General features: G+C 62.9%; 18 protein-coding genes. 9 read left to right on the top strand and 9 right to left on the bottom strand.

All coding sequences use genetic code 11. From position 1 onward, the window contains the following. Positions 1-27: 27 nt before the first annotated feature. Positions 28-2,202 carry an MMPL family transporter gene (locus tag ACZ5J0_RS17160; protein WP_142937790.1) on the top strand — a complete coding sequence of 725 codons (2,175 nt, stop codon included), beginning with the start codon at positions 28-30 and terminating at the stop codon, positions 2,200-2,202. 3 nt (positions 2,203-2,205) lie between these two features. On the opposite strand, the gene ACZ5J0_RS17155 is transcribed toward ACZ5J0_RS17160, so the two are convergent. The 3 genes from ACZ5J0_RS17155 to ACZ5J0_RS17145 all read right to left on the bottom strand — a co-directional run bounded on the left by ACZ5J0_RS17155 (position 2,206) and on the right by ACZ5J0_RS17145 (position 3,874). Continuing rightward, positions 2,206-2,694, bottom strand: a complete 489-nt coding sequence (locus ACZ5J0_RS17155; RefSeq protein WP_286198866.1) for a GNAT family N-acetyltransferase — start codon at positions 2,692-2,694, stop codon at positions 2,206-2,208. 17 nt (positions 2,695-2,711) lie between these two features. After that, positions 2,712-3,062: an ArsR/SmtB family transcription factor gene (locus ACZ5J0_RS17150; protein ID WP_223941043.1), complete on the bottom strand. Its 351-nt coding sequence runs from the start codon at positions 3,060-3,062 to the stop codon at positions 2,712-2,714. Positions 3,063-3,136: 74 nt separating this feature from the next. Further along, positions 3,137-3,874 carry an aquaporin gene (locus ACZ5J0_RS17145; RefSeq protein WP_223941042.1) on the bottom strand — a complete coding sequence of 246 codons (738 nt, stop codon included), beginning with the start codon at positions 3,872-3,874 and terminating at the stop codon, positions 3,137-3,139. Positions 3,875-3,919: 45 nt separating this feature from the next. Here ACZ5J0_RS17145 and ACZ5J0_RS17140 point away from each other — a divergent pair, with 45 nt between their 5' ends. The 4 genes from ACZ5J0_RS17140 to ACZ5J0_RS17125 all read left to right on the top strand — a co-directional run bounded on the left by ACZ5J0_RS17140 (position 3,920) and on the right by ACZ5J0_RS17125 (position 7,584). Beyond that, positions 3,920-4,612 (top strand): arsenate reductase/protein-tyrosine-phosphatase family protein, encoded by a 693-nt coding sequence (locus tag ACZ5J0_RS17140; RefSeq protein ID WP_464093650.1) that lies wholly within the window; start codon positions 3,920-3,922, stop codon positions 4,610-4,612. A 135-nt stretch (positions 4,613-4,747) separates the two neighbouring features. Beyond that, positions 4,748-5,170 carry an arsenate reductase ArsC gene (locus ACZ5J0_RS17135; protein ID WP_142937795.1) on the top strand — a complete coding sequence of 141 codons (423 nt, stop codon included), beginning with the start codon at positions 4,748-4,750 and terminating at the stop codon, positions 5,168-5,170. A gap of 24 nt (positions 5,171-5,194) precedes the next feature. Beyond that, entirely contained in the window at positions 5,195-6,172 is a 978-nt protein-coding gene (gene trxB / locus ACZ5J0_RS17130; RefSeq protein ID WP_142937796.1) for a thioredoxin-disulfide reductase, read from the top strand. Positions 6,173-6,201: 29 nt separating this feature from the next. Next, positions 6,202-7,584 (top strand): NAD(P)-binding domain-containing protein, encoded by a 1,383-nt coding sequence (locus ACZ5J0_RS17125; protein ID WP_223941040.1) that lies wholly within the window; start codon positions 6,202-6,204, stop codon positions 7,582-7,584. Here ACZ5J0_RS17125 and ACZ5J0_RS17120 read toward each other — a convergent pair. Together ACZ5J0_RS17120 and ACZ5J0_RS17115 are read right to left on the bottom strand one after the other, a co-directional pair. Then, positions 7,581-8,438, bottom strand: a complete 858-nt coding sequence (locus tag ACZ5J0_RS17120; RefSeq protein ID WP_166842221.1) for a prephenate dehydratase — start codon at positions 8,436-8,438, stop codon at positions 7,581-7,583. The two genes, ACZ5J0_RS17125 and ACZ5J0_RS17120, sit on opposite strands and share 4 nt — an antisense overlap. A 144-nt stretch (positions 8,439-8,582) precedes the next feature. Continuing rightward, positions 8,583-9,995 (bottom strand): aldehyde dehydrogenase family protein, encoded by a 1,413-nt coding sequence (locus ACZ5J0_RS17115; protein ID WP_223942683.1) that lies wholly within the window; start codon positions 9,993-9,995, stop codon positions 8,583-8,585. Between the two features lie 161 nt (positions 9,996-10,156). On the opposite strand from ACZ5J0_RS17115, the gene ACZ5J0_RS17110 reads away from it, so the two are divergent. After that, positions 10,157-10,798, top strand: coding sequence for a LysE family transporter (locus ACZ5J0_RS17110; RefSeq protein WP_166842222.1), 642 nt, complete (start codon positions 10,157-10,159; stop codon positions 10,796-10,798). 2 nt (positions 10,799-10,800) lie between these two features. Here ACZ5J0_RS17110 and ACZ5J0_RS17105 read toward each other — a convergent pair whose 3' ends face one another. Beyond that, the gene (locus ACZ5J0_RS17105; protein ID WP_223941038.1) at positions 10,801-11,427 is read right to left on the bottom strand and encodes a DUF4230 domain-containing protein; all 627 of its coding nucleotides are present in this window, start codon (positions 11,425-11,427) and stop codon (positions 10,801-10,803) included. Between the two features lie 171 nt (positions 11,428-11,598). Continuing rightward, entirely contained in the window at positions 11,599-12,189 is a 591-nt protein-coding gene (locus ACZ5J0_RS17100; protein WP_166842223.1) for a TetR family transcriptional regulator C-terminal domain-containing protein, read from the bottom strand. A gap of 123 nt (positions 12,190-12,312) precedes the next feature. Between ACZ5J0_RS17100 and ACZ5J0_RS17095 the strand changes: the two genes are divergently transcribed. The 3 genes from ACZ5J0_RS17095 (at position 12,313) to ACZ5J0_RS17085 (ending at position 15,969) form a co-directional block, all read left to right on the top strand. Then, complete coding sequence (locus ACZ5J0_RS17095) at positions 12,313-14,295, top strand: primary-amine oxidase (protein ID WP_464093649.1); 1,983 nt, start codon at positions 12,313-12,315, stop codon at positions 14,293-14,295. Positions 14,296-14,314: 19 nt separating this feature from the next. Beyond that, entirely contained in the window at positions 14,315-14,746 is a 432-nt protein-coding gene (locus ACZ5J0_RS17090) for a hypothetical protein (RefSeq protein ID WP_166842225.1), read from the top strand. Between the two features lie 185 nt (positions 14,747-14,931). Next, complete coding sequence (locus ACZ5J0_RS17085; RefSeq protein WP_464093648.1) at positions 14,932-15,969, top strand: zinc-dependent alcohol dehydrogenase family protein; 1,038 nt, start codon at positions 14,932-14,934, stop codon at positions 15,967-15,969. Positions 15,970-16,039: 70 nt separating this feature from the next. Here the strand turns inward: ACZ5J0_RS17085 and ACZ5J0_RS17080 are convergent, their stop codons facing one another. Further along, complete coding sequence (locus ACZ5J0_RS17080) at positions 16,040-17,275, bottom strand: pyridoxal phosphate-dependent aminotransferase (protein WP_464093647.1); 1,236 nt, start codon at positions 17,273-17,275, stop codon at positions 16,040-16,042. A 48-nt stretch (positions 17,276-17,323) separates the two neighbouring features. Then, positions 17,324-17,983 carry a hypothetical protein gene (locus tag ACZ5J0_RS17075; protein WP_464093646.1) on the bottom strand — a complete coding sequence of 220 codons (660 nt, stop codon included), beginning with the start codon at positions 17,981-17,983 and terminating at the stop codon, positions 17,324-17,326. Between the last annotated feature and the right edge of the window lie 84 nt (positions 17,984-18,067).

Raw genomic sequence — 18,067 nt, 5'->3', positions numbered from 1 at the left:
CAAGCACTCCCACCAAAAGAAGGACTCATGAACTCGCAGAAGATACCGTTCTGGCTGCGCTGGCTGATACCAGTGGTGCTGGTCATCACCTGGCTGGGCATCGCAGGAATCGGCGGCCCCACGTTCGGCCGGCTGGAAGAGGTCTCATCCAACGACCAAGCTTCCTTCCTTCCCGCTGGCGCCGAAGCCACGGAAGCCGCTGACTGGCAGGCCAAATTCCGGGACTCCGAAGAGATCCCGGCAATTGTCATCATCGAGAGCGACGCTTCCTTCACCCCCGCGCAGCTGGGCGAAGCAGCCCAGCTGAAAGCCGACATTGAGGCGCTCAAGCTGGGGAGCGCCGTCGTTGGGCCCATCCCGTCGCAAGACGGCAAGGCAGTTCAGTTCGTTGTCCCCATGGCGTCCTCGGATGAGCTGCGGGAGAAAGTCCAGGAGCTGCGTGACGTCGTGCAGCCCGGCGCGCCGGACGGCATGAAGGCATTTGTCACTGGTCCGGCAGGCCTGACCGCCGACCTCGTCAACGCTTTTGGTGGAATTGATGGCATCCTGCTGCTGGTTGCCCTGGGTGCCGTGTTCGTAATCCTGCTGCTGGTCTACCGCTCGGTGGTGCTGCCAATCGCAGTGCTGCTCACCTCCGTGTTTGCCCTGTGCGCCGCGATCCTTCTGGTGTTTGGAATGGCGAAGGCCGGCTGGATTCAGTTGAACGGGCAGAGCCAAGGCATCCTGTCCATTCTGGTCATTGGCGCCGCGACGGACTACGCGCTGCTGTTCGTGGCGCGGTTCCGGGAGGCGCTCACGCACACCACCAACCGCACCCAAGCGGTGATCACGGCATGGAAGGCCTCCTTCGAGCCCATCCTCGCTTCCGGGGCCACTGTCATCATTGCGCTGCTCTGCCTGCTGTTCTCCGATCTGAATTCCAACAAGGCGCTGGGACCTGTAGCCGCCGCAGGTATTCTTTGCTCCTTGTTCGCTGCGCTCACGCTGCTGCCCGCGCTCATGGCGTTGCTGGGCCGTTCGGCTTTCTGGCCCTTCCGGCCCAAGCTGCTGCCCGACGACGAACGCGAACCGGAGATTGTCACCGGCCTTGAGGGGCAAAAGGGTCTGTGGCGAGCCACGGGTCGTCTGGTCTCCAAGCGCCCGCGGGTTGTGTGGGTGGCTTCGGTCCTTCTCCTCCTGGTCGCTTCCACAGGCTTGTTGCAGTTGAAAGCCAATGGGGTTCCGCAAACGGATGTCATACTTTCAGCGTCCGACGCCGTGGACGGGCAGGAAGCGCTGGCGCGCCACTTCGACGCCGGTAGCGGCAGCCCCGCCGTCGTGGTCGCCTCACAAGGTTCCGCGCAGCAGGTCCTGGACAAGGTCAAAGCAGCCGACGGCGTGGGTGACGCCTACCTGCTGGCTGACGGAAATGTTCCCATCACCGGTGCCCCCGGTGCTCCTGCTGAGCCGGCAGTTCGCGACGGCAGGGTCCTCATCAATGCCACGTTGAACTCGGCGGCAGACTCGATTGAGGCTGAAGAGGCCGTGAAGTCGTTGCGTGTGGCTGTTCGCGAGGTTGATTCCGCAGCATTGGTGGGCGGCGTGACAGCAACTGCGCTGGATACCAACACCACAGCCCAGCGCGACCTGGTGGTCATCATCCCGATCGTGCTGGTGGTCATCCTCTTCATCCTGATGCTCCTGCTGCGCTCCGTGGTAGCACCGGTGTTGCTGGTGCTGTCCGTGGTGCTCTCCTATGGCGCCGCCATGGGAGTTTCCGCCTGGGTCTTCAATGGAGTGTTCGGCTTCTCCGGTGCCGACGCCACTGTGCCGTTGTTCGGTTTCGTGTTCCTGGTGGCCCTCGGCGTGGACTACAACATCTTCCTCATGAGTCGGGTCCGGGAAGAGTCCTTGAAACATGGGACGCGTCCGGGAATCCTGCGCGGACTGGCCGTCACTGGTGGTGTGATCACCTCTGCCGGCGTGGTCCTGGCGGCCACGTTCGCAGCCCTCGGTGTCATTCCCATCATGTTCCTGGTCCAGCTCGCCTTCATCGTGGCATTCGGCGTGCTACTGGACACGGTGCTGGTCCGATCCCTGCTGGTGCCAGCGCTGGCTTACGACATCGGCAGCAAGATCTGGTGGCCGAGCAAGCTTGCGCGTGAGTCTTCCACGGACGTTGTGGGTCCTCGTGAGGAGGAGCAGGCGTCGGTGGGGCGGTAAGCGTCAGTCAATGACGGGCGAGCGGCGCTCTAGCAGCAGGGTGTCGCGCCATTGTCCGGCGGCGGGTCCGGTGCTCACGCGAGCAATACGGTTCCGCCGCCCGACAATGGCAAACCCATTGGCTTGATGGAGTCGAAGGCTGGTCTCGTTCTCCGGGAAAATGCTGGACTGGATGGTCCAGATTCCCTGCGCCTCGGTGGAAGCAGCCAGGGCCTGCAGAAGGAGTTTCCCAACGCCGTGGCCGCGTGCAGCGCCCGCAACGTAGATGGAATGCTCAACGACGCCGGCGTAGGCCGGACGCGAGGAAACCGGTGAGACTGCGGTCCAGCCGAGGATCACCCCAGTCTCGTTGACCGCTACCAGCCGGTGGTCCGGAAGCCTGGAGTTGTTGAAGGCGGGCCATTCGGGGGCATTTGTTTCGAAAGTGGCGTAGCCGGTGTCGATTCCTTCTTGGAAGATCTCCCTGACCGCCCGCCAGTCTTTGGGCTCCATAGCCCTCAGCGCTACCGTCACAGCGCGGCCAGGGCGCCGGCTACACTGTCCAATGCGCCCGGGACCATGGAGTAATACGCCCACGTGCCGCGCTTCTCCCGGTGAAGCAGGCCTGCATCCACAAGGATCTTCAGGTGGTGCGACACCGTCGGCTGTCCCAGGCCCAGTGGCTCAGTGAGGTCGCAGACGCAGGATTCTCCTGACGGTTCAGCCTTGACCATGGACAGAAGCCGCAGCCGGTTAGGGTCTGCGAGGGCTTTGAAAACCGTTGCCTTCTGCTTGGCTTCATCCGCATTCAGGGCAGGGTGACCCGTTGCTTCGCAGCAGTCTTGCTCCGAGGCGGCTTGCAGTATTGGTAAGGCGGTCATGAACCCATTATGCGCCTACATTGACGGCCATCAATGTCCTTTACTTGGGCATTACCCCCGAGTGCAAGGGTGGATCATGCGTGCTTGTCCGCTGGGTGCGGTACTACGACGTCCTCTGGTGCGCGCGATTCCGTGGGGAACAGAACCGCCAGAAATCCCAGTCCTATGGCAGCGCCAACCAACTGCGCCAGAACAAATCCAGGCGCGGAGGCGGGTGCGATCCCTGCGAAGGTGTCGCTGAAGACCCGTCCTACCGTGACTGCGGGGTTCGCGAAGGACGTCGAGGAAGTGAACCAATAAGCCGCCCCGATGTAGGCGCCAACAGCTGGGGCTGCCAAGAAGCCCCGTTTGGTTGCGGCGAGGGAGAAAATCAGCAGAATAAGTCCGGCCGTGGCCACGATTTCGCCCAACAGGTGGCCCGGAGTTGTGCGCTCCTTGCTGGAGATTGACGTACCCACCTCAAACATGGCGTTCGCCAGCACGCTGCCGCAGATGGCACCCGCAGTCTGCGACGCAATGTACGCGCCTAATTCCCCTAGCGACAGCCCGCCGCCGGTTCGCCTGGCCAGGACCCAGTCCACCAGTGACACCGCAGGATTGAAGTGCGCGCCACTAATGGGTCCAAGGATCAGTATGAGGACGGTCAGCCCGAGCACGGTGGCGGTGCTGTTCTGCAGTAACTGCAGGCCGACGTCATGCGGCGAGAGCTGCTGGGCCGCGATGCCGGAACCGACAACGATGGCTACCAGCAGGCAGGTACCCAGTGCTTCGGCGAGGGCGCGCCGCCAGAGGGCGGTCGGGGAAGAAGTCATGAAGACAGCTTGACTGATGAAAGTAGTTCAGTCAAAATTGAATCAATGGATATTGATCAAAGCTCAAGCCCTCTGGAGAGGGCAGCTCTTCTGGAGAGAGCCGCCAAGTACGCGGCCCTGAGTGACCCTGCGCGGCTCCGCATCGTAGACCTGCTCACCTTGGGGGACCTGTCGCCCACGGAGCTGCAATCGGAATTGGGGATGCCGGCGAATCTGCTGTCGCACCATCTGCGATCCATGGAGCTCGCGGGGCTGGCGGTGCGGCATCGTTCCGAAGCTGACAAGCGCCGAAGCTATGTTCGTCTGGCGCCCGGCGCCCTGGAAGGCCTCACTCCCGGCCGCGAGCACGGGGCGCGGCGCGTCTTATTTGTGTGCACCCGCAATAGCGCCCGCTCGCAACTGGCTACCGCTCTGTGGCGAACGGCTAGTGACATCCCAGCGGTTTCGGCGGGAACGCATCCGGCCGAACATGTGGCACCCGGTGCCGTGGATGTGGCCCGCCGCCACGGCTTGGACCTTGAGGGCGCCAAGCCCCGCTTGATCGACCACGTGGCGGGTGCCGAAGACCTGGTGATCACCGTCTGCGATAACGCCCACGAGGAGCTGCCGGGGCTCCAGGGCATCCACTGGTCCATTCCGGATCCGGTGCGACTTGATAGCGAGCAAGCGTTTGAGGACGCGTTCGCCGACATTTCACGCCGAGTCCACGATCTCGCCCCCCGGCTGCGTGCCGCCTAGCTCTGCAGCCCTCAATATATTGACAATCATCAATCTATGGACCGATACTCAATGCATCGATGATTATCGATATGACACATCGCGGCATTGGTGCGGATCGATCCCGACCAGACCCAACTGACACAGGAGAACACCGTGAGCACCGAAACCGCTAAGAAGCCGTCCGTTCTGTTCGTCTGCGTTCACAACGCAGGGCGCTCACAGATGGCCGCAGCTTTTCTCACCACCCTTTCCAAGGGTGCCATTGAGGTCCGTTCAGCCGGCTCGCAGCCCGCAGACAAGGTGAACCCCGCCGCGGTGGAAGCCATGTCTGAGCTTGGTATCGACATGTCGGCCGAGATCCCCAAAGTCCTCACCACTGAAGCCGTCAAAGAATCAGACGTCGTGATCACCATGGGCTGCGGAGACGAGTGCCCGTACTTCCCCGGCAAGCGCTACGAGGACTGGGTTCTTGAGGACCCCGCCGGGCAAGGTGTGGACGCGGTCCGGCCGATCCGCGACGATATCAAGACCCGCATCGAAGGCCTTATCGCGTCACTGATCCCCGCGGCCAAGTAACCCCGACTACCAGGAGCAACTCCCGTGAGCAACGAACAACTCATCATTATCGGGTCCGGCCCTGCTGGCTACACAGCGGCGATCTACGCAGCCCGAGCCGGCTTGAATCCCCTGGTGCTGGCAGGTTCCGTCACCGCCGGCGGCGCCCTCATGAACACCACCGAAGTGGAAAACTTCCCCGGCTTCCCCGGCGGTATTCAGGGACCCGAACTCATGGATGGACTCCAGGAGCAAGCGGAAAAGTTCGGCGCCCGGATAGTGTTCGACGACGTCACTGAGGTTGATCTCAAGGCTCACCTCAAGCGCGTAGTCACCGGAGCCGGTGAGACCCACGAGGCACCTGCCGTCATTCTGGCTACGGGCTCGGCGTATAAGGAGCTCGGTCTTCCGGAGGAAAAGAAGCTCAGCGGCCACGGAGTATCCTGGTGCGCCACATGCGACGGCTTCTTCTTCCGTGAGCAAGACATCATCGTTGTTGGTGGTGGTGACTCCGCCATGGAGGAAGCGACGTTCCTGACGCGCTTTGGGAAGTCCGTCACGGTAGTGGTCCGGAAGGGTGAGCTGCGGGCATCCCGGATCATGGCGCAGCGTGCCAAGGACAATCCCAAGATCACCTTCGCTTGGAACTCGGCTATCACGGCCATCCATGGAGACACGAAGGTCACGGGAGTGACGCTCAAGGACACGCGTACCGGTGAAACCCGAGAGCAGGCCGCCACAGGAATCTTCGTAGCCATCGGTCATCTGCCGCGAACAGAACTGGTGGAGGGACAAGTGGACCTCGACGCCGAGGGCTACATCAAGGTGGCCTCGCCAACCACCATGACCAACCTCACCGGTGTGTTCGCGTGTGGCGACGCCGTGGATCACCGCTATCGCCAGGCCATCACTGCGGCGGGCACAGGATGCGCTGCCGCCCTCGACGCTGAGCGTTACCTCGCTGCCCTGGACGACGCCGACAGCATTGCAACAGCACTGGTCGAAGAGCCCACCCACTTCTGAGCTTTACCCAACGGAGGTATGAGTTACCCATGGTTGAGAACCTTCCTGTCGCCGTGATCGGCGCCGGCCCCATCGGCTTGGCTGCAGCGGCCCACCTGCTGGAGCGGGGTCTGGAACCGATAATCTTCGAGGCCGGGCCGTCAGCGGGTTCAGCGATTGAGCAGTGGCGGCACATACGGTTGTTCTCCCCGTGGCGATTCAACCTCGACGCAGCGGCAGTTCGGTTGCTGGAGCCCACGGGCTGGGAGTCGCCTCGGCTGACCGCCCTGCCCTACGGCGGCGAACTTGTTGATAAGTACCTCAGTCCGTTGGCAGCACACCCGGCCCTTGCCTCCCGTTTGCAGACCGGCGCACGCGTCACCGCGGTTACCCGCGCCGGCCTCGATAAAACCCACGTGCGCGACCGCGACACCACCCCGTTTATGGTCCGAGTGGAACACGCTGATGGGGAGGTGCGCGACTATACCGTTTCGGCTGTCATCGACGCCTCCGGCACCTGGTCCACCCGCAATCCCCTTGGTACGTCAGGGTTACCTGCTATCGGTGAGGTCCGCGCATCAGACCGGATCTCCTCACCCCTTCCCGATGTTTCCGGACGCGATCGGGCATCGTTCGCTGGCCGACGTGCCTTGGTGGTCGGAGCAGGCCACTCCGCAGCGAACACGCTGATCAACCTCGCGGAACTGGCCAGGACAGAGCCCGAAACACGCATTCTCTGGGCCATCCGCGGTGCATCCCCGGAGAAGGTCTACGGCGGCGGTGATGCCGACGGCCTGCCCGCACGCGGACAGCTCGGCTCCCGGCTTCGCCGTCTGGTGGATGCCGGCACGATCGAACTGCACACAAGCTTCGGCATCAACTCGCTGGTCGATTCGGAGAACGGCGTGACCGTAACCTCCGGTGACGGTCGCAGTGTGGTGACGGACGTCGTCGTGCCTTGTACCGGCTTCCGCCCCGATCTGGACATGCTCCGGGAACTGCGCCTGAACCTGGACTCTGCTGTTGAAGCCCCTACGGAACTGGGCCCGCTGATCGATCCCGAGTTCCACTCCTGCGGCACTGTCCCGCCGCACGGCGCGAAGGTTCTCGCCCACCCGGAGAAAGACTTCTACATCGTGGGCATGAAGTCGTACGGCCGTGCACCCACCTTCCTGTTGGCCACCGGCTACGAGCAGGTCCGTTCCGTGGCTGCCGCGCTGGGCGGGGATCAGGCGGCGGCTGACACGGTGCACCTGGAGCTACCCGAAACCGGTGTCTGCTCATCCGACGCCGGTACCAGCTGCGACGTGCCTGCCGCAGTTCAGTCCTCGGAGGGCGAGCAGTCCGGCGGTTGCTGCTCCGCTCCGGAACCGGTGCTCATTGGCATCCCCACGGGATTGGCTCACGGCCGCTCCGGGGCCAACCTGGACTAGGCGCTGACGGTGTTCCGTTCGCGGTAACCATCGGCGGCGTAAACACCAAGGACCCGAACCTCGGTGGTGAAGAACTCGAGTTCCTCCAGTGCACGGCGGAGACGAGCATCCGCAGGGTGCCCCTCGACGTCGGAAAGGAACATGGTGGCGGCGAATTCGTCGCCCACCATGTAGCTTTCCAGCCGCGTCATGTTGAGGCCGTTGGTCGCAAAACCGCCTAGTGCCTTATAAAGGGCCGACGGAACGTTTCGGACTCGGAAAACAAAACTGGTGATCGCTGGACCGGGCAGTTCTTCCTTGGTGGGAAGCTCGCGTTCACGGGCCAGAACAACAAAGCGTGTGGTGTTGGTGGGATCGTCCTCCACACCGGAGGCCAACACCTCAAGCCCGTAGAGGCCAGCGGCGAGCGGCGGAGCGAGGGACAGCTTCCGGGGATCGTTCCAGTCCCGGACTTCGCGGGCTGAGCCTGCGGTGTCACCAGCGATGACGGGCTTGAGGCCGGCTTCCCGGATGATCCTGCGGCACTGCCCCAAGGCGTGAATGTGGCTGTGGACCTCCGTGGCGCCTTCAATGGTGCTGCCCGGGATTCCCAAAAGGTCGAAGCGGATGGGCAAGAAGTACTCGCCGACGATCTGCAGCTTGGACTGGGGGAGAAGGACGTGGATATCGGCCACACGCCCGGCGATGGAGTTCTCGATCGGGATCATGGCCAGATCCACTTCGCCAGTGGACACCAGCTCAAATGCGTCCTCAAAGCTCGCACATGGAACGCTTTGGAGGTCGGGGAACATTTCCTTGCACGCGAGATCCGAGTTGGCTCCCGGCTCACCTTGGTACGCAATTTTCTGGGCCATGATGCTCATGGTTACACGCAGAGCGCCCGGCCTCCCAACCGCGTCCACCCTGTGACTGGACACCCTAAGACCCCATCTATGTAGCAGCAGAGCGCGTTTTGGGTGCTCAAAACGCGCTCTGCTGCGACTCAGTTGGGTGGAAGGTTAGCCGTTGATGACCTGCGGGACGCCCAGGGCCTTGAGGCCCTCGGCGCCGAACTCCAGGCCGTAGCCGGACTGCTTGGCACCGCCGAACGGGACGCGGGGGTCCACGGCGCCGTGCTTGTTGATCCACACGGTGCCGGCCTGGATTCGTGAAGCCACTTCCCGTGCGGCACCCAAGTCGGAGGACCAGACTGAGGCGCCCAAGCCGACGTCGAGCGCGTTCGCTTTGGCGACTGCCTCGTCAACGGTGCTGTATTTGATGATCGGCAGGGCGGGTCCGAATTGTTCCTCGGCCACCAGCGGGTTGTCGTTGTCGATGTCGGCCACCAGGGTGGTGGGGTAGAAGTTGCCGGGTGCGTCGGCGTCGGGGTTTCCGCCCACCAGGATACGCGCGCCGGAGTCACGGGCGGCCTCCACCAGCCGGGCGACGATGTCGAATTGCTGCCGGTTTTGCAGCGGGCCAAGGACGTTGTTCTCATCGAGCCCAACACCCATGGGCATCGCAGCAGCAACAGCGGTGAGCTCGTTGCAGACGGCCTCGTACTGGGATTCGTGGACGTACAGGCGCTTAAGGGCGGCGCATGTCTGGCCTGTGTTGATGAACGCACCCCAGAACAGGCCTTCGGCGATGGCTTTGGGGTCCGAGTCCGGCAGGACGATGCCGGCGTCGTTGCCACCAAGTTCCAGTGTGAGCCGCTTGACGGTGTCAGCGGACGAGCGGATGATCGCCTTGCCTGTGGCGGTGGAGCCGGTGAACATGACCTTGCCAATGGCATCGTGCGAGGCCAGCGCTTCGCCGACATCGCGCCCGCCAGAGACAACGGACAGCAGGCCTTCGGGCAGCTCTTCGTTGATGATCGAAGCCAGTGCCAGCACGGACAAGGGAGTGTATTCCGAGGGCTTGACCACTACGGCGTTGCCCATGCGCAGGGCCGGGGCGATCTGCCAGACGGTGATCATCATGGGCCAGTTCCACGGGCCGATGGCACCTACGACGCCGATGGGCCGGTAGTGCAGTTCGGCGCGGGTTTCGCCGTCGTCCACTACGGTTTCGGGGTCCAACGGGGTGGCGGCCGTGGCGCGGAGCCACGCTGCGCAGGCGCCGACTTCGAAGCGCGCGTTCGGGCCGTTCAGCGGCTTGCCTTGCTCGCGGGAGAGGAGCTGGGCAAGTTCTTCGGCGGAACGTTCGACGGCGTCGGCGGCTTTCATGAGCGCGGCGGACCGGGCGTCGTGGCCCAGAGCAGCCCACGCGGGTTGGGCAGCGGCGGCCGCGGTGATGGCGGATTCGAGGTCCTCGACAGTGTGAACCGGTGCTTCGCCGACGGCCTCGCCCGTCGCCGGGTCAAAAATGGTGCGGCTGTTCTGGCCGGGGGCCGGGGTGATCGAGGCCAGCAGGGCGTCGTAAGTCTCCATTGGTACTCCGCTCATGTAGTAATTCTTGGCGGCCAGTGAGGCACGCGGCGATGTTTCCAGTGTGGTGGGAGCCACGTGCGTAAACCTTGTCTATGCACGAACAGCCCTTGACCGGAAGCGAACGCTTTCCGAAGCGGGGTCTGTGCCTGATAATCGAGCTTGTGACTCTTGCTTCCCTCGCTGCCTTTGCCGGCCTATGCCTCGTCCTTTCCGTGACGCCAGGGCCGGACACATTCCTTGTCCTGCGCATCGCGTTGAACCGTCCCAGTGCGGGCATTGCTGCGGCGGCAGGGTCTGCGGTTGGCGCCATAGCCTGGGCTGCATTGGTGGGAGTGGGCCTAGCCGCCATCCTTGAGCAATCCGCGGAACTGTTCCGCTGGGTCAAGATCGCGGGCGGCTTGTACTTGCTGTATTTGGGCGTTTCGTCATTCATCAAATCCCGCAAGGCAGCCAAAGCCGGCGCCGACGGAACAAGCGCGGACGCGCCCCTCCCTTACAGTCGGCTTTCGGCCATGGGGGCGGGGGCGCTGTCTACGCTGCTCAACCCGAAGGTGGGCCTGTTCTACTTGGCTGTGGTCCCGCAGTTCATCCCGCACGGTGGCGACACCATGGGAACCTCCCTCATCCTGGGTGTAGTGGTGGCTGTCATCGCCTTCGCCTATCTGTCGATGATCGCCGTCGTCGCGTTCAAGGCGATGAGGTGGCTCAAGCGCCCCAAGGTGAGTACCGTCGTCGAGCGTGTCAGTAGCGGTGTGATCGCCGGGCTGGGCGTGGGCGTGGTGGCGTCCGGCGCGACCAGCTGAATTTACTGTGCGAATTCAAATTCAAGCTGTATTTTTGGATCCACGCTCGCGATGACTCCAGAGTAAAAAGCCTGGGCCTGCTCCCGGAGAGCACCGTCATTTTGAGAGATGTACTTCTGCTTGTTGTCGTCGCTGAGAATGTTGGTGATCATGCGGGTTTGGACCGCTGCCGGTGTTAGCCAGCTGAGCGCTTCACTGCTTTCCAGCGGATCTTCGAACACGGGATCTTCGTAACCAATCCCGATGAATTCGGGGATGGTCACCCGGTATGAGTCTTTACCGGTGGGTTCGATTTTCACCTTTGACCCGTCGATGCCAAGTTTTGCGTCGAACTTGTACTGGATCAGCGTGGTCTTCTCGCTGGCAGGTACAACCACTCCGAGGATTTCGCCTGAACTTTCGTGCCGTGCCACCCCCTCAATGTGCAGGCTGACCAAAGCAACCTCTTGCACGCGGGTGACGGACTGTTGCACCTGGGAATCGCGTTCGCTCGAGTTGCTGCCGAAGAGAGAATTGAGTGCCAGGGCATTGAGGGCGCCGGAAGCGAATATGGCGACCAATCCTGCAATAACCAAAGGGGTGACCAGGACGAGTGGCCAGAGCAGAACCCTTGCTTTGAAGAACTTCATTACTTTTTCATTCCCCGGTCTTTGATGTCGAAATGTCTTCGAAGGTGCGCGGCGGTCGACGGCAGCAACAGAGCACCGTTTCAGTCCTTTCGAACCATACAAAGGCGGACAGGTGCAGTTCGACTGTTACGTGCTCCAGAGTGCGGCGTAATGCAGTGACGCGAGTCGGGGCTACGCCGCGAGTAGCGCCAGATAGTCATCCAACTGCCCCGCAAGATCCTGCGAAAAATGTTCAGCCGGGGACAATGCCACCACGATCTGTGCGCCGAGCATCATGTTGAGCAGGTGGTCGGCGACGGCGGCGTCCCCGATAGGGGTGCTGATCTCACCGGCCGCCCGGGCTGCTGCGCAATGAGCCGTGATGGTGGCATGCCACTGGCTCATGGAATCGCTGTGGAGTGCTGCCATGTCAGCGTCGTTCAGCGCCTTCTGCCAGAACGGAATCACGATGCGGGCTTCGTTGACGCGTTCTTCATCCAGCGGCAGGACTTCGGCGCAGAACGCGCGGAGTGCCGCCACTCCTGAGAGTCCATCCGTCATGGTGGCGATGCGCTGGTTGGTGCGGTTGAAGACGTGCGCGAACGCCGACGTCAGCAGGAGGTCCTTGGTGGGGAAGTAGGGCTTGAGGGCGCCGTTGGCGAAGCCTGCTTCCTCGGCGATTTCGCGCATGGTTGCACCTTCCATGCCCAGCCTCGCGATGATCCGCCAAGTCGCGTCCACTAGTTCGAGGCGTCGTTGATCGTGGTCAACAATCTTTGGCACTGGGCGGGCTCCCGAAAAAAATAAAGGCTGGACAGGTCTTGTGACCCATCTTACGTTTTGGTTATTCTCTACACCTATAGAAAATAAATCCCGACCGTTCCAGGTCCCGGACAAGAGGCAGCCATGACGCTTACATCATCTGAGACAGCAACAGACGCCGTCGCCATTGTGGAAACGCAGAACGCCCTGGCAACGGGCGCCGAGATCTCTGAGGTCCAGGGAATCCTGCAGGCCGCCGGACACCTAGGCGCCGAGAAGCGCATCGCCTATCTGGGACTGGTGGACCCGGCCCGAGGCCAGTCAGAGCAGGACCGCCGTTTCCGCGTCTTCCTCCACGACATCTCCGGAGGCGCCCCCACTGACGTCCTCGTCTCCGTGACCCGCGGCGAGATCCTCTCCTCCATAGAGCTCGACACCAAGGTCTCCGGCGAACTCCCTGTCCTGGAGGAGGAATTCGAAGTGGTGGAGACACTCCTCGCCACCGATGAGCGGTGGCTCGCCGCCCTCGATGCCCGGGACCTGGACGTCACCAAGGTCCGTGTTGCTCCGCTGTCCGCTGGCGTCTTTGAGTATGAAGAAGAACGCGGCCGTCGCATCCTGCGTGGCCTCGCCTTCGTTCAGGATTTCCCGGAGGACAGTGCTTGGGCACACCCCGTGGATGGACTCGTAGCCTACGTGGACGTGGTCAACAAGGAAGTCACCCAGGTCATCGATCTGGGCGTCATGCCGATCCCGGCAGAGCACGGAAACTACACGGATCCTGAACTGACTGGACCGCTCCGCACCACGCAAAAGCCCATCAGCATCACCCAGCCGGAGGGCCCCAGTTTCACCGTCACAGGTGGCAACCACGTCGAATGGGAAAAGTGGAGCGTGGACGTCGGCTTCGATGTCCGCGAAGGTGTTGTCCTCCACAACCTTGCCTTCCAGGACGGTGACCGGCTCAGGCCCATCATCAACCGCGCCTCCATCGCCGAAATGGTGGTTCCCTACGGCGATCCTTCGCCCATCAGGTCCTGGCAGAACTACTTCGACACCGGCGAGTACCTGGTGGGCCAGTACGCCAACTCTTTGGAACTGGGCTGCGACTGCCTGGGCGACATCACCTACCTCAGTCCTGTCATCAGCGACGCCTTCGGCAACCCCCGCGAAATCCGCAACGGCATCTGCATGCACGAGGAAGACTGGGGCATCCTCTCCAAGCACTCAGACCTGTGGACCGGCATCAATTACACCCGCCGCAACCGCCGCCTGGTGATCTCCTTCTTCACCACTATCGGCAACTACGACTACGGCTTCTACTGGTACCTCTACTTGGACGGCACCATCGAATTCGAAGCCAAGGCCACCGGCGTCGTCTTCACCAGCGCGTTCCCGGAAGGCGGCTCGGACAACATCTCCCAACTCGCCCCGGGCCTCGGTGCCCCCTTCCACCAGCACCTCTTCAGCGCGCGCCTGGACATGGCCATTGACGGCTTCACCAACCGCGTGGAGGAAGAAGACGTAGTCCGCCAGGCCATGGGCGCAGGCAACGAGCGCGGCAACGCGTTCTCCCGCAAGCGCACACTCCTGACCAAAGAATCCGAAGGCGTCCGGGAAGCCGACGCCCGTGCAGGCCGCACCTGGATCATCTCCAACCCGGAATCAAAAAACCGTCTGGGTGAGCCGGTCGGCTACAAACTCCATGCCCAGAACCAGCCCACGCTGCTGGCCGATCCCGGTTCGTCCATCGCCAAGCGCGCAGCGTTCGCCACCAAGGACGTGTGGGTCACCCGCTACGCCGACGAGGAACGCTACCCCACGGGCGACTTCGTGAACCAACACTCCGGCGGCGCCGGCTTGCCGGCTTACATTGCCCAGGACCGCGACATCGACGGTCAGGACATCGTCCTCTGGCACACCTTCGGCCTCACGCATTTCCCGCGCGTGGAGGACTGGCCCATCATGCCCGTGGATACCGTCGGCTTCAAACTCCGGCCGGAAGGCTTCTTTGACCGCAGCCCGGTTCTGGACGTGCCGGCCAGCGCCTCGGGTTCGAGCTGCCACAGCACAGGCGCGGCAGCCGAATCAGAAGATCACAGCCAGCCCGCCGGGCACTGCCACTAGAACCGCTCCGGGACACACAATGACCACGACGGCGGGACGGGTCCGGTCAGCCGGGCCCGTCCTGCACCCCCGGATCTGCGCAGCGCTCACGGCAGTCTCGTGCCTGGTGCACCTGTGGCTCGCCGCTTCAGGACACCACGACGTCTGGCTGGGCATCCTCATGATCGCGTTGGCCGCCGTCTGCGTCCCCTGCACGGTCCACATATGGCGCCACAGCCGGGTGGGCGCACTCCATCAAGTGACCATCTCCGCATTGGCAATGGTGGGACTCCATGCCGTCCTGCTGCTTGGAGCGGGAGGTGCCGGACACATCCATGGCGGCAGGCCGACGTCGAACGCTGTTGATACCTCCGGCGCGGCCGGATTGTTGCTGGTGATCGGGCTGGAAATCACGACGGCGTTACTCGCCGCCACGCTGGTGGCGCGCCTGAGGCGTCGGGTGGCAGGCTGACCCACACCTGCCGCCGAAGTGGCCCATCTTTGCAGGAGCAAAGCCCGGTTTTCGGGGTCGAGGACCATGCCGGAGAACCAAAGAAGGGCCAAAGGGGCCAGGTCTTGTTGCTGCGGCCGATGTTGATGCGGGGCATGGTGGGCACCGAAAGTGTGACAGCGGCCGCCAATTGTTAGAGTCGGTCAGTGCGCGCAGTAGTTTTTGATGAAGTCCGGACCCAGCCCGACGTAAGGGATGTTGCCAAACCCCAGGCTCCCGCGGGAGGTGTGGTGGTAAAAGTGCTGGCAACAGGAATGTGCCGCAGCGACTGGCATGCCTGGGCCGGCCACGATGATATCGCCATGCCCCATGTGCCAGGTCACGAGCTCGCCGGGGTGATCGACGCCGTCGGAGAAGGCGTTCAGCGCTGGAAGGTGGGCGACCGCGTCACCGTCCCCTTCGTCTGCGGGTGCGGCGCCTGCGAATGGTGCCTGGCCGGCGAGGCGCAGGTCTGCCCGGACCAGCAGCAGCCCGGCTTCACCCACTGGGGATCGTTCGCCGAGTTTGTGGCCCTGCATGCTGCGGACAGCAACTTGGTTGCCATTCCTGACGGTGTTGAGTTCACGACGGCGGCAAGCCTCGGCTGCCGCTTCGCCACGGCATACCGTGCGCTGGCAGCCCGTGCTCAGGTGAAGCCCGGCGAATGGGTGACCGTAGTGGGCGCCGGCGGCGTGGGGCTGAGCGCTGTGATGATCGCTAAGGCCATGGGAGCAAAGGTCATTGCCGTGGACCGAAACCCTCAGGCCCTGGCTGTGGCCGCACGGTTGGGCGCCGACCATACGGTGCTCGCTGATGGTGCGGATATCCCGGCCGCAGTCAACGCCCTCTCCGGCGGAGGCACCCATGTGGCGGTGGACGCCGTCGGAAGTGAACAGACCTGCGCCGATGCGATCCTGAGCCTTCGACGGCGCGGCCGGCACGTCCAGATCGGTTTGCTGCCGTCAGTCGACGGTAACCCGCAAGTACCCATGGCGCGTGTGATCGGCTGGGAGTTGGACCTCTTGGGCAGTCACGGTATGGCCGCCGTGGACTATCCGGGCATGATGGCGCTCATTGAACAGGGCGCGCTCCAGCCACAGCTGCTGATCGAACGCACCATTGGCTTGGAAGACGCCGCTGCACTGTTGCCCGGGTTCGACCAAGCCAACCCCGCTGGCATGACCATGATTGACCCTGCGCTGTAACTGCTCGCGGGCACCCAACTAAGTAGCAGCAGAGCGCGTTTTGAGCGCTCAAAACGCGCACAAATGCGACCTACTTGGGTGCGTCCGCGGGGCGGTTCCGGTACGCGGCGAGGAAAAGGTCGATCCGGCGCACCGCTTCCTCAATGTCCTCCGTCGCCGGCAGGATCACAAACCGGAAATGGTCAGGCGTGGGCCAATTGAAGGCGGTTCCGTGCGAGACCAGGATTTTCTGCTCCTGCAGGAGTTGGAGGACGAACTTCTCGTCTGAGGCAATCGGGTAGATCTCGGGATCCAAGCGAGGAAACAGGTACATGGCACCCGCTGCGGGAACGCAACTGACGCCCGGGATCGCGGTGAGGAGCTTCCACGCCAGGTCCCGCTGGTCGCGGAGCCTTCCGCCAGGACGGATGAGCGCTTCGATGCTTTGGTACCCACCCAGGCAGGTCTGGATTGCGTGCTGGGCCGGAACGTTCGCACACAACCGCAATGAGGCCAGCAGTTCCAAGGACTCCCGGTAAGCAGCGGTTGCCGTCCGGGGGCCGGTAACAGCAACCCAACCTGCCCGGTATCCGGGCATGCGATACGCCTTGGACAACCCGCTGAAGGTCAAGACGCAGACGTCCTCCGCAACCGAGGCCGTGTGAATATGGGGGGCATCGACGTAGCGGATCTTCTCGTAAATCTCATCGGAGAACAGAACGAGGTCATGCTTACGGGCCAGGTCCGCGAACTGTTCCAGAATGTGCCGGGGGTAGACGGCGCCGGTGGGGTTGTTCGGGTTGATGATCACAATGCCCTTGGTGCGCGGGGTGATCTTGGCTTCGACATCGGCCATGTCCGGCCACCAGTTCTCCTCCTCATCGCACAAATAGTGCACCGGGTTTCCGCCAGTCAGGGTCACCGCTGCGGTCCACAGAGGGTAATCGGGCGCCGGGATGAGGATTTCGTCGCCGTTCTCCATGAACGCCTGCAGGGTCATGGAGATGAGCTCGCTGACGCCGTTGCCAACAAAGACATCTTCGACGCCGATCGTCATCAGTCCGCGCGTCTGGTAGTACTGCGAGATGGCGGTGCGGGCGGAGAAAATGCCCTTGGAGTCGCTGTAACCCTGTGCGCCGCGAAGGTGATGGATCATATCCACCACAACAGACTCCGGTGCCTCCAGTCCAAACGGTGCCGTGTCACCCAGATTCATTTTGAGAATGCGGTGCCCCTCGGCCTCCATGGCCTTGGCCGCTTGGAGGATGGGCCCACGGAGTTCGTAGCGGACATTCTGAAGTTTGCTGGAGTGCTGCATCGGACGCATGGTTGATCTTTTCATGGCAGCGGCCCGGGTGAGCAAACTGTTCCGGAATCAGACCCAGCGTAAGACCACGGGAAGGCGCCGGGTGCTTGCCGAAACTTCCCGTTCAGTGCCGTCCACAGCAACAGCGAAGTGCTGAATATCGTCCGCTGAAGCCAGGACCTCAAAGTGCCCGGTCGCGTCACTGACGGCGGCAGTAGCCGATGAATGCGCGTGGATGTAGGCGTCGGAGATGCCCTTGTTGTGGCCATCCACCAGTCGTCCCCGGATGCGGCGTCCGGCAGCCGCGTTGCCCACTGCCGCCTGTGCGGGCGGATCCGACGGTTCCTCGAAGCGGAGGGATACAGGGATGCAGACCAGAAAACCCAGCCCTTGCCCGATTGCGCCGTCATACTCCGCAGGTCGGAACTCGCCGTTGGACACCACTGAGTACTGGCCATGGAGTTCCACAGCCAGAAGCAGTTGCTCCATGTTGTCCAACTGCTCAGGGCCGTGGCATTCAACGGCCACCTTCAGCTCCAGATCCAGTGCCGGGCCGTCGCGGCGTGACCGCCCAACCCTGTTGAGGGTTACGGCGCGCACGGTGACCGGAGCGTCGGGTGGCGGAACGACGGCGGTGGGGGACCCGTCGTCGAACCTTACGTGTTGAGGGGCGACGGCGTCGGAAAGTACCCCCAGGAGGTCGGACAGCGACGATTGCACATGGCCCACGAAGAACCCCAGCCGGACGGAGATCCACTAATTCAACTGGAACAAGGCTACTCCCGGAGATGCCCGTAGCGCACGGCGCATGCC

This window comes from Arthrobacter sp. DualSoilB13 (genome assembly GCF_055389195.1).
This window is presented reverse-complemented; position numbering and strand designations above follow the sequence as displayed.

What these genes read in the sequence shown, in the direction of transcription:
- ACZ5J0_RS17160 (WP_142937790.1), top strand. Translation starts at nt 28, where the DNA reads ATGAACTCGCAGAAGATACCGTTCTGGCTGCGCTGGCTGATACCAGTG.
- ACZ5J0_RS17155 (WP_286198866.1), bottom strand. Translation starts at nt 2,694, where the DNA reads ATGGAGCCCAAAGACTGGCGGGCGGTCAGGGAGATCTTCCAAGAAGGA.
- ACZ5J0_RS17150 (WP_223941043.1), bottom strand. Translation starts at nt 3,062, where the DNA reads ATGACCGCCTTACCAATACTGCAAGCCGCCTCGGAGCAAGACTGCTGC.
- ACZ5J0_RS17145 (WP_223941042.1), bottom strand. Translation starts at nt 3,874, where the DNA reads ATGACTTCTTCCCCGACCGCCCTCTGGCGGCGCGCCCTCGCCGAAGCA.
- ACZ5J0_RS17140 (WP_464093650.1), top strand. Translation starts at nt 3,920, where the DNA reads ATGGATATTGATCAAAGCTCAAGCCCTCTGGAGAGGGCAGCTCTTCTG.
- ACZ5J0_RS17125 (WP_223941040.1), top strand. Translation starts at nt 6,202, where the DNA reads ATGGTTGAGAACCTTCCTGTCGCCGTGATCGGCGCCGGCCCCATCGGC.
- ACZ5J0_RS17120 (WP_166842221.1), bottom strand. Translation starts at nt 8,438, where the DNA reads ATGGCCCAGAAAATTGCGTACCAAGGTGAGCCGGGAGCCAACTCGGAT.
- ACZ5J0_RS17115 (WP_223942683.1), bottom strand. Translation starts at nt 9,995, where the DNA reads ATGGAGACTTACGACGCCCTGCTGGCCTCGATCACCCCGGCCCCCGGC.
- ACZ5J0_RS17105 (WP_223941038.1), bottom strand. Translation starts at nt 11,427, where the DNA reads ATGAAGTTCTTCAAAGCAAGGGTTCTGCTCTGGCCACTCGTCCTGGTC.
- ACZ5J0_RS17095 (WP_464093649.1), top strand. Translation starts at nt 12,313, where the DNA reads ATGACGCTTACATCATCTGAGACAGCAACAGACGCCGTCGCCATTGTG.
- ACZ5J0_RS17090 (WP_166842225.1), top strand. Translation starts at nt 14,315, where the DNA reads ATGACCACGACGGCGGGACGGGTCCGGTCAGCCGGGCCCGTCCTGCAC.
- ACZ5J0_RS17080 (WP_464093647.1), bottom strand. Translation starts at nt 17,275, where the DNA reads ATGCGTCCGATGCAGCACTCCAGCAAACTTCAGAATGTCCGCTACGAA.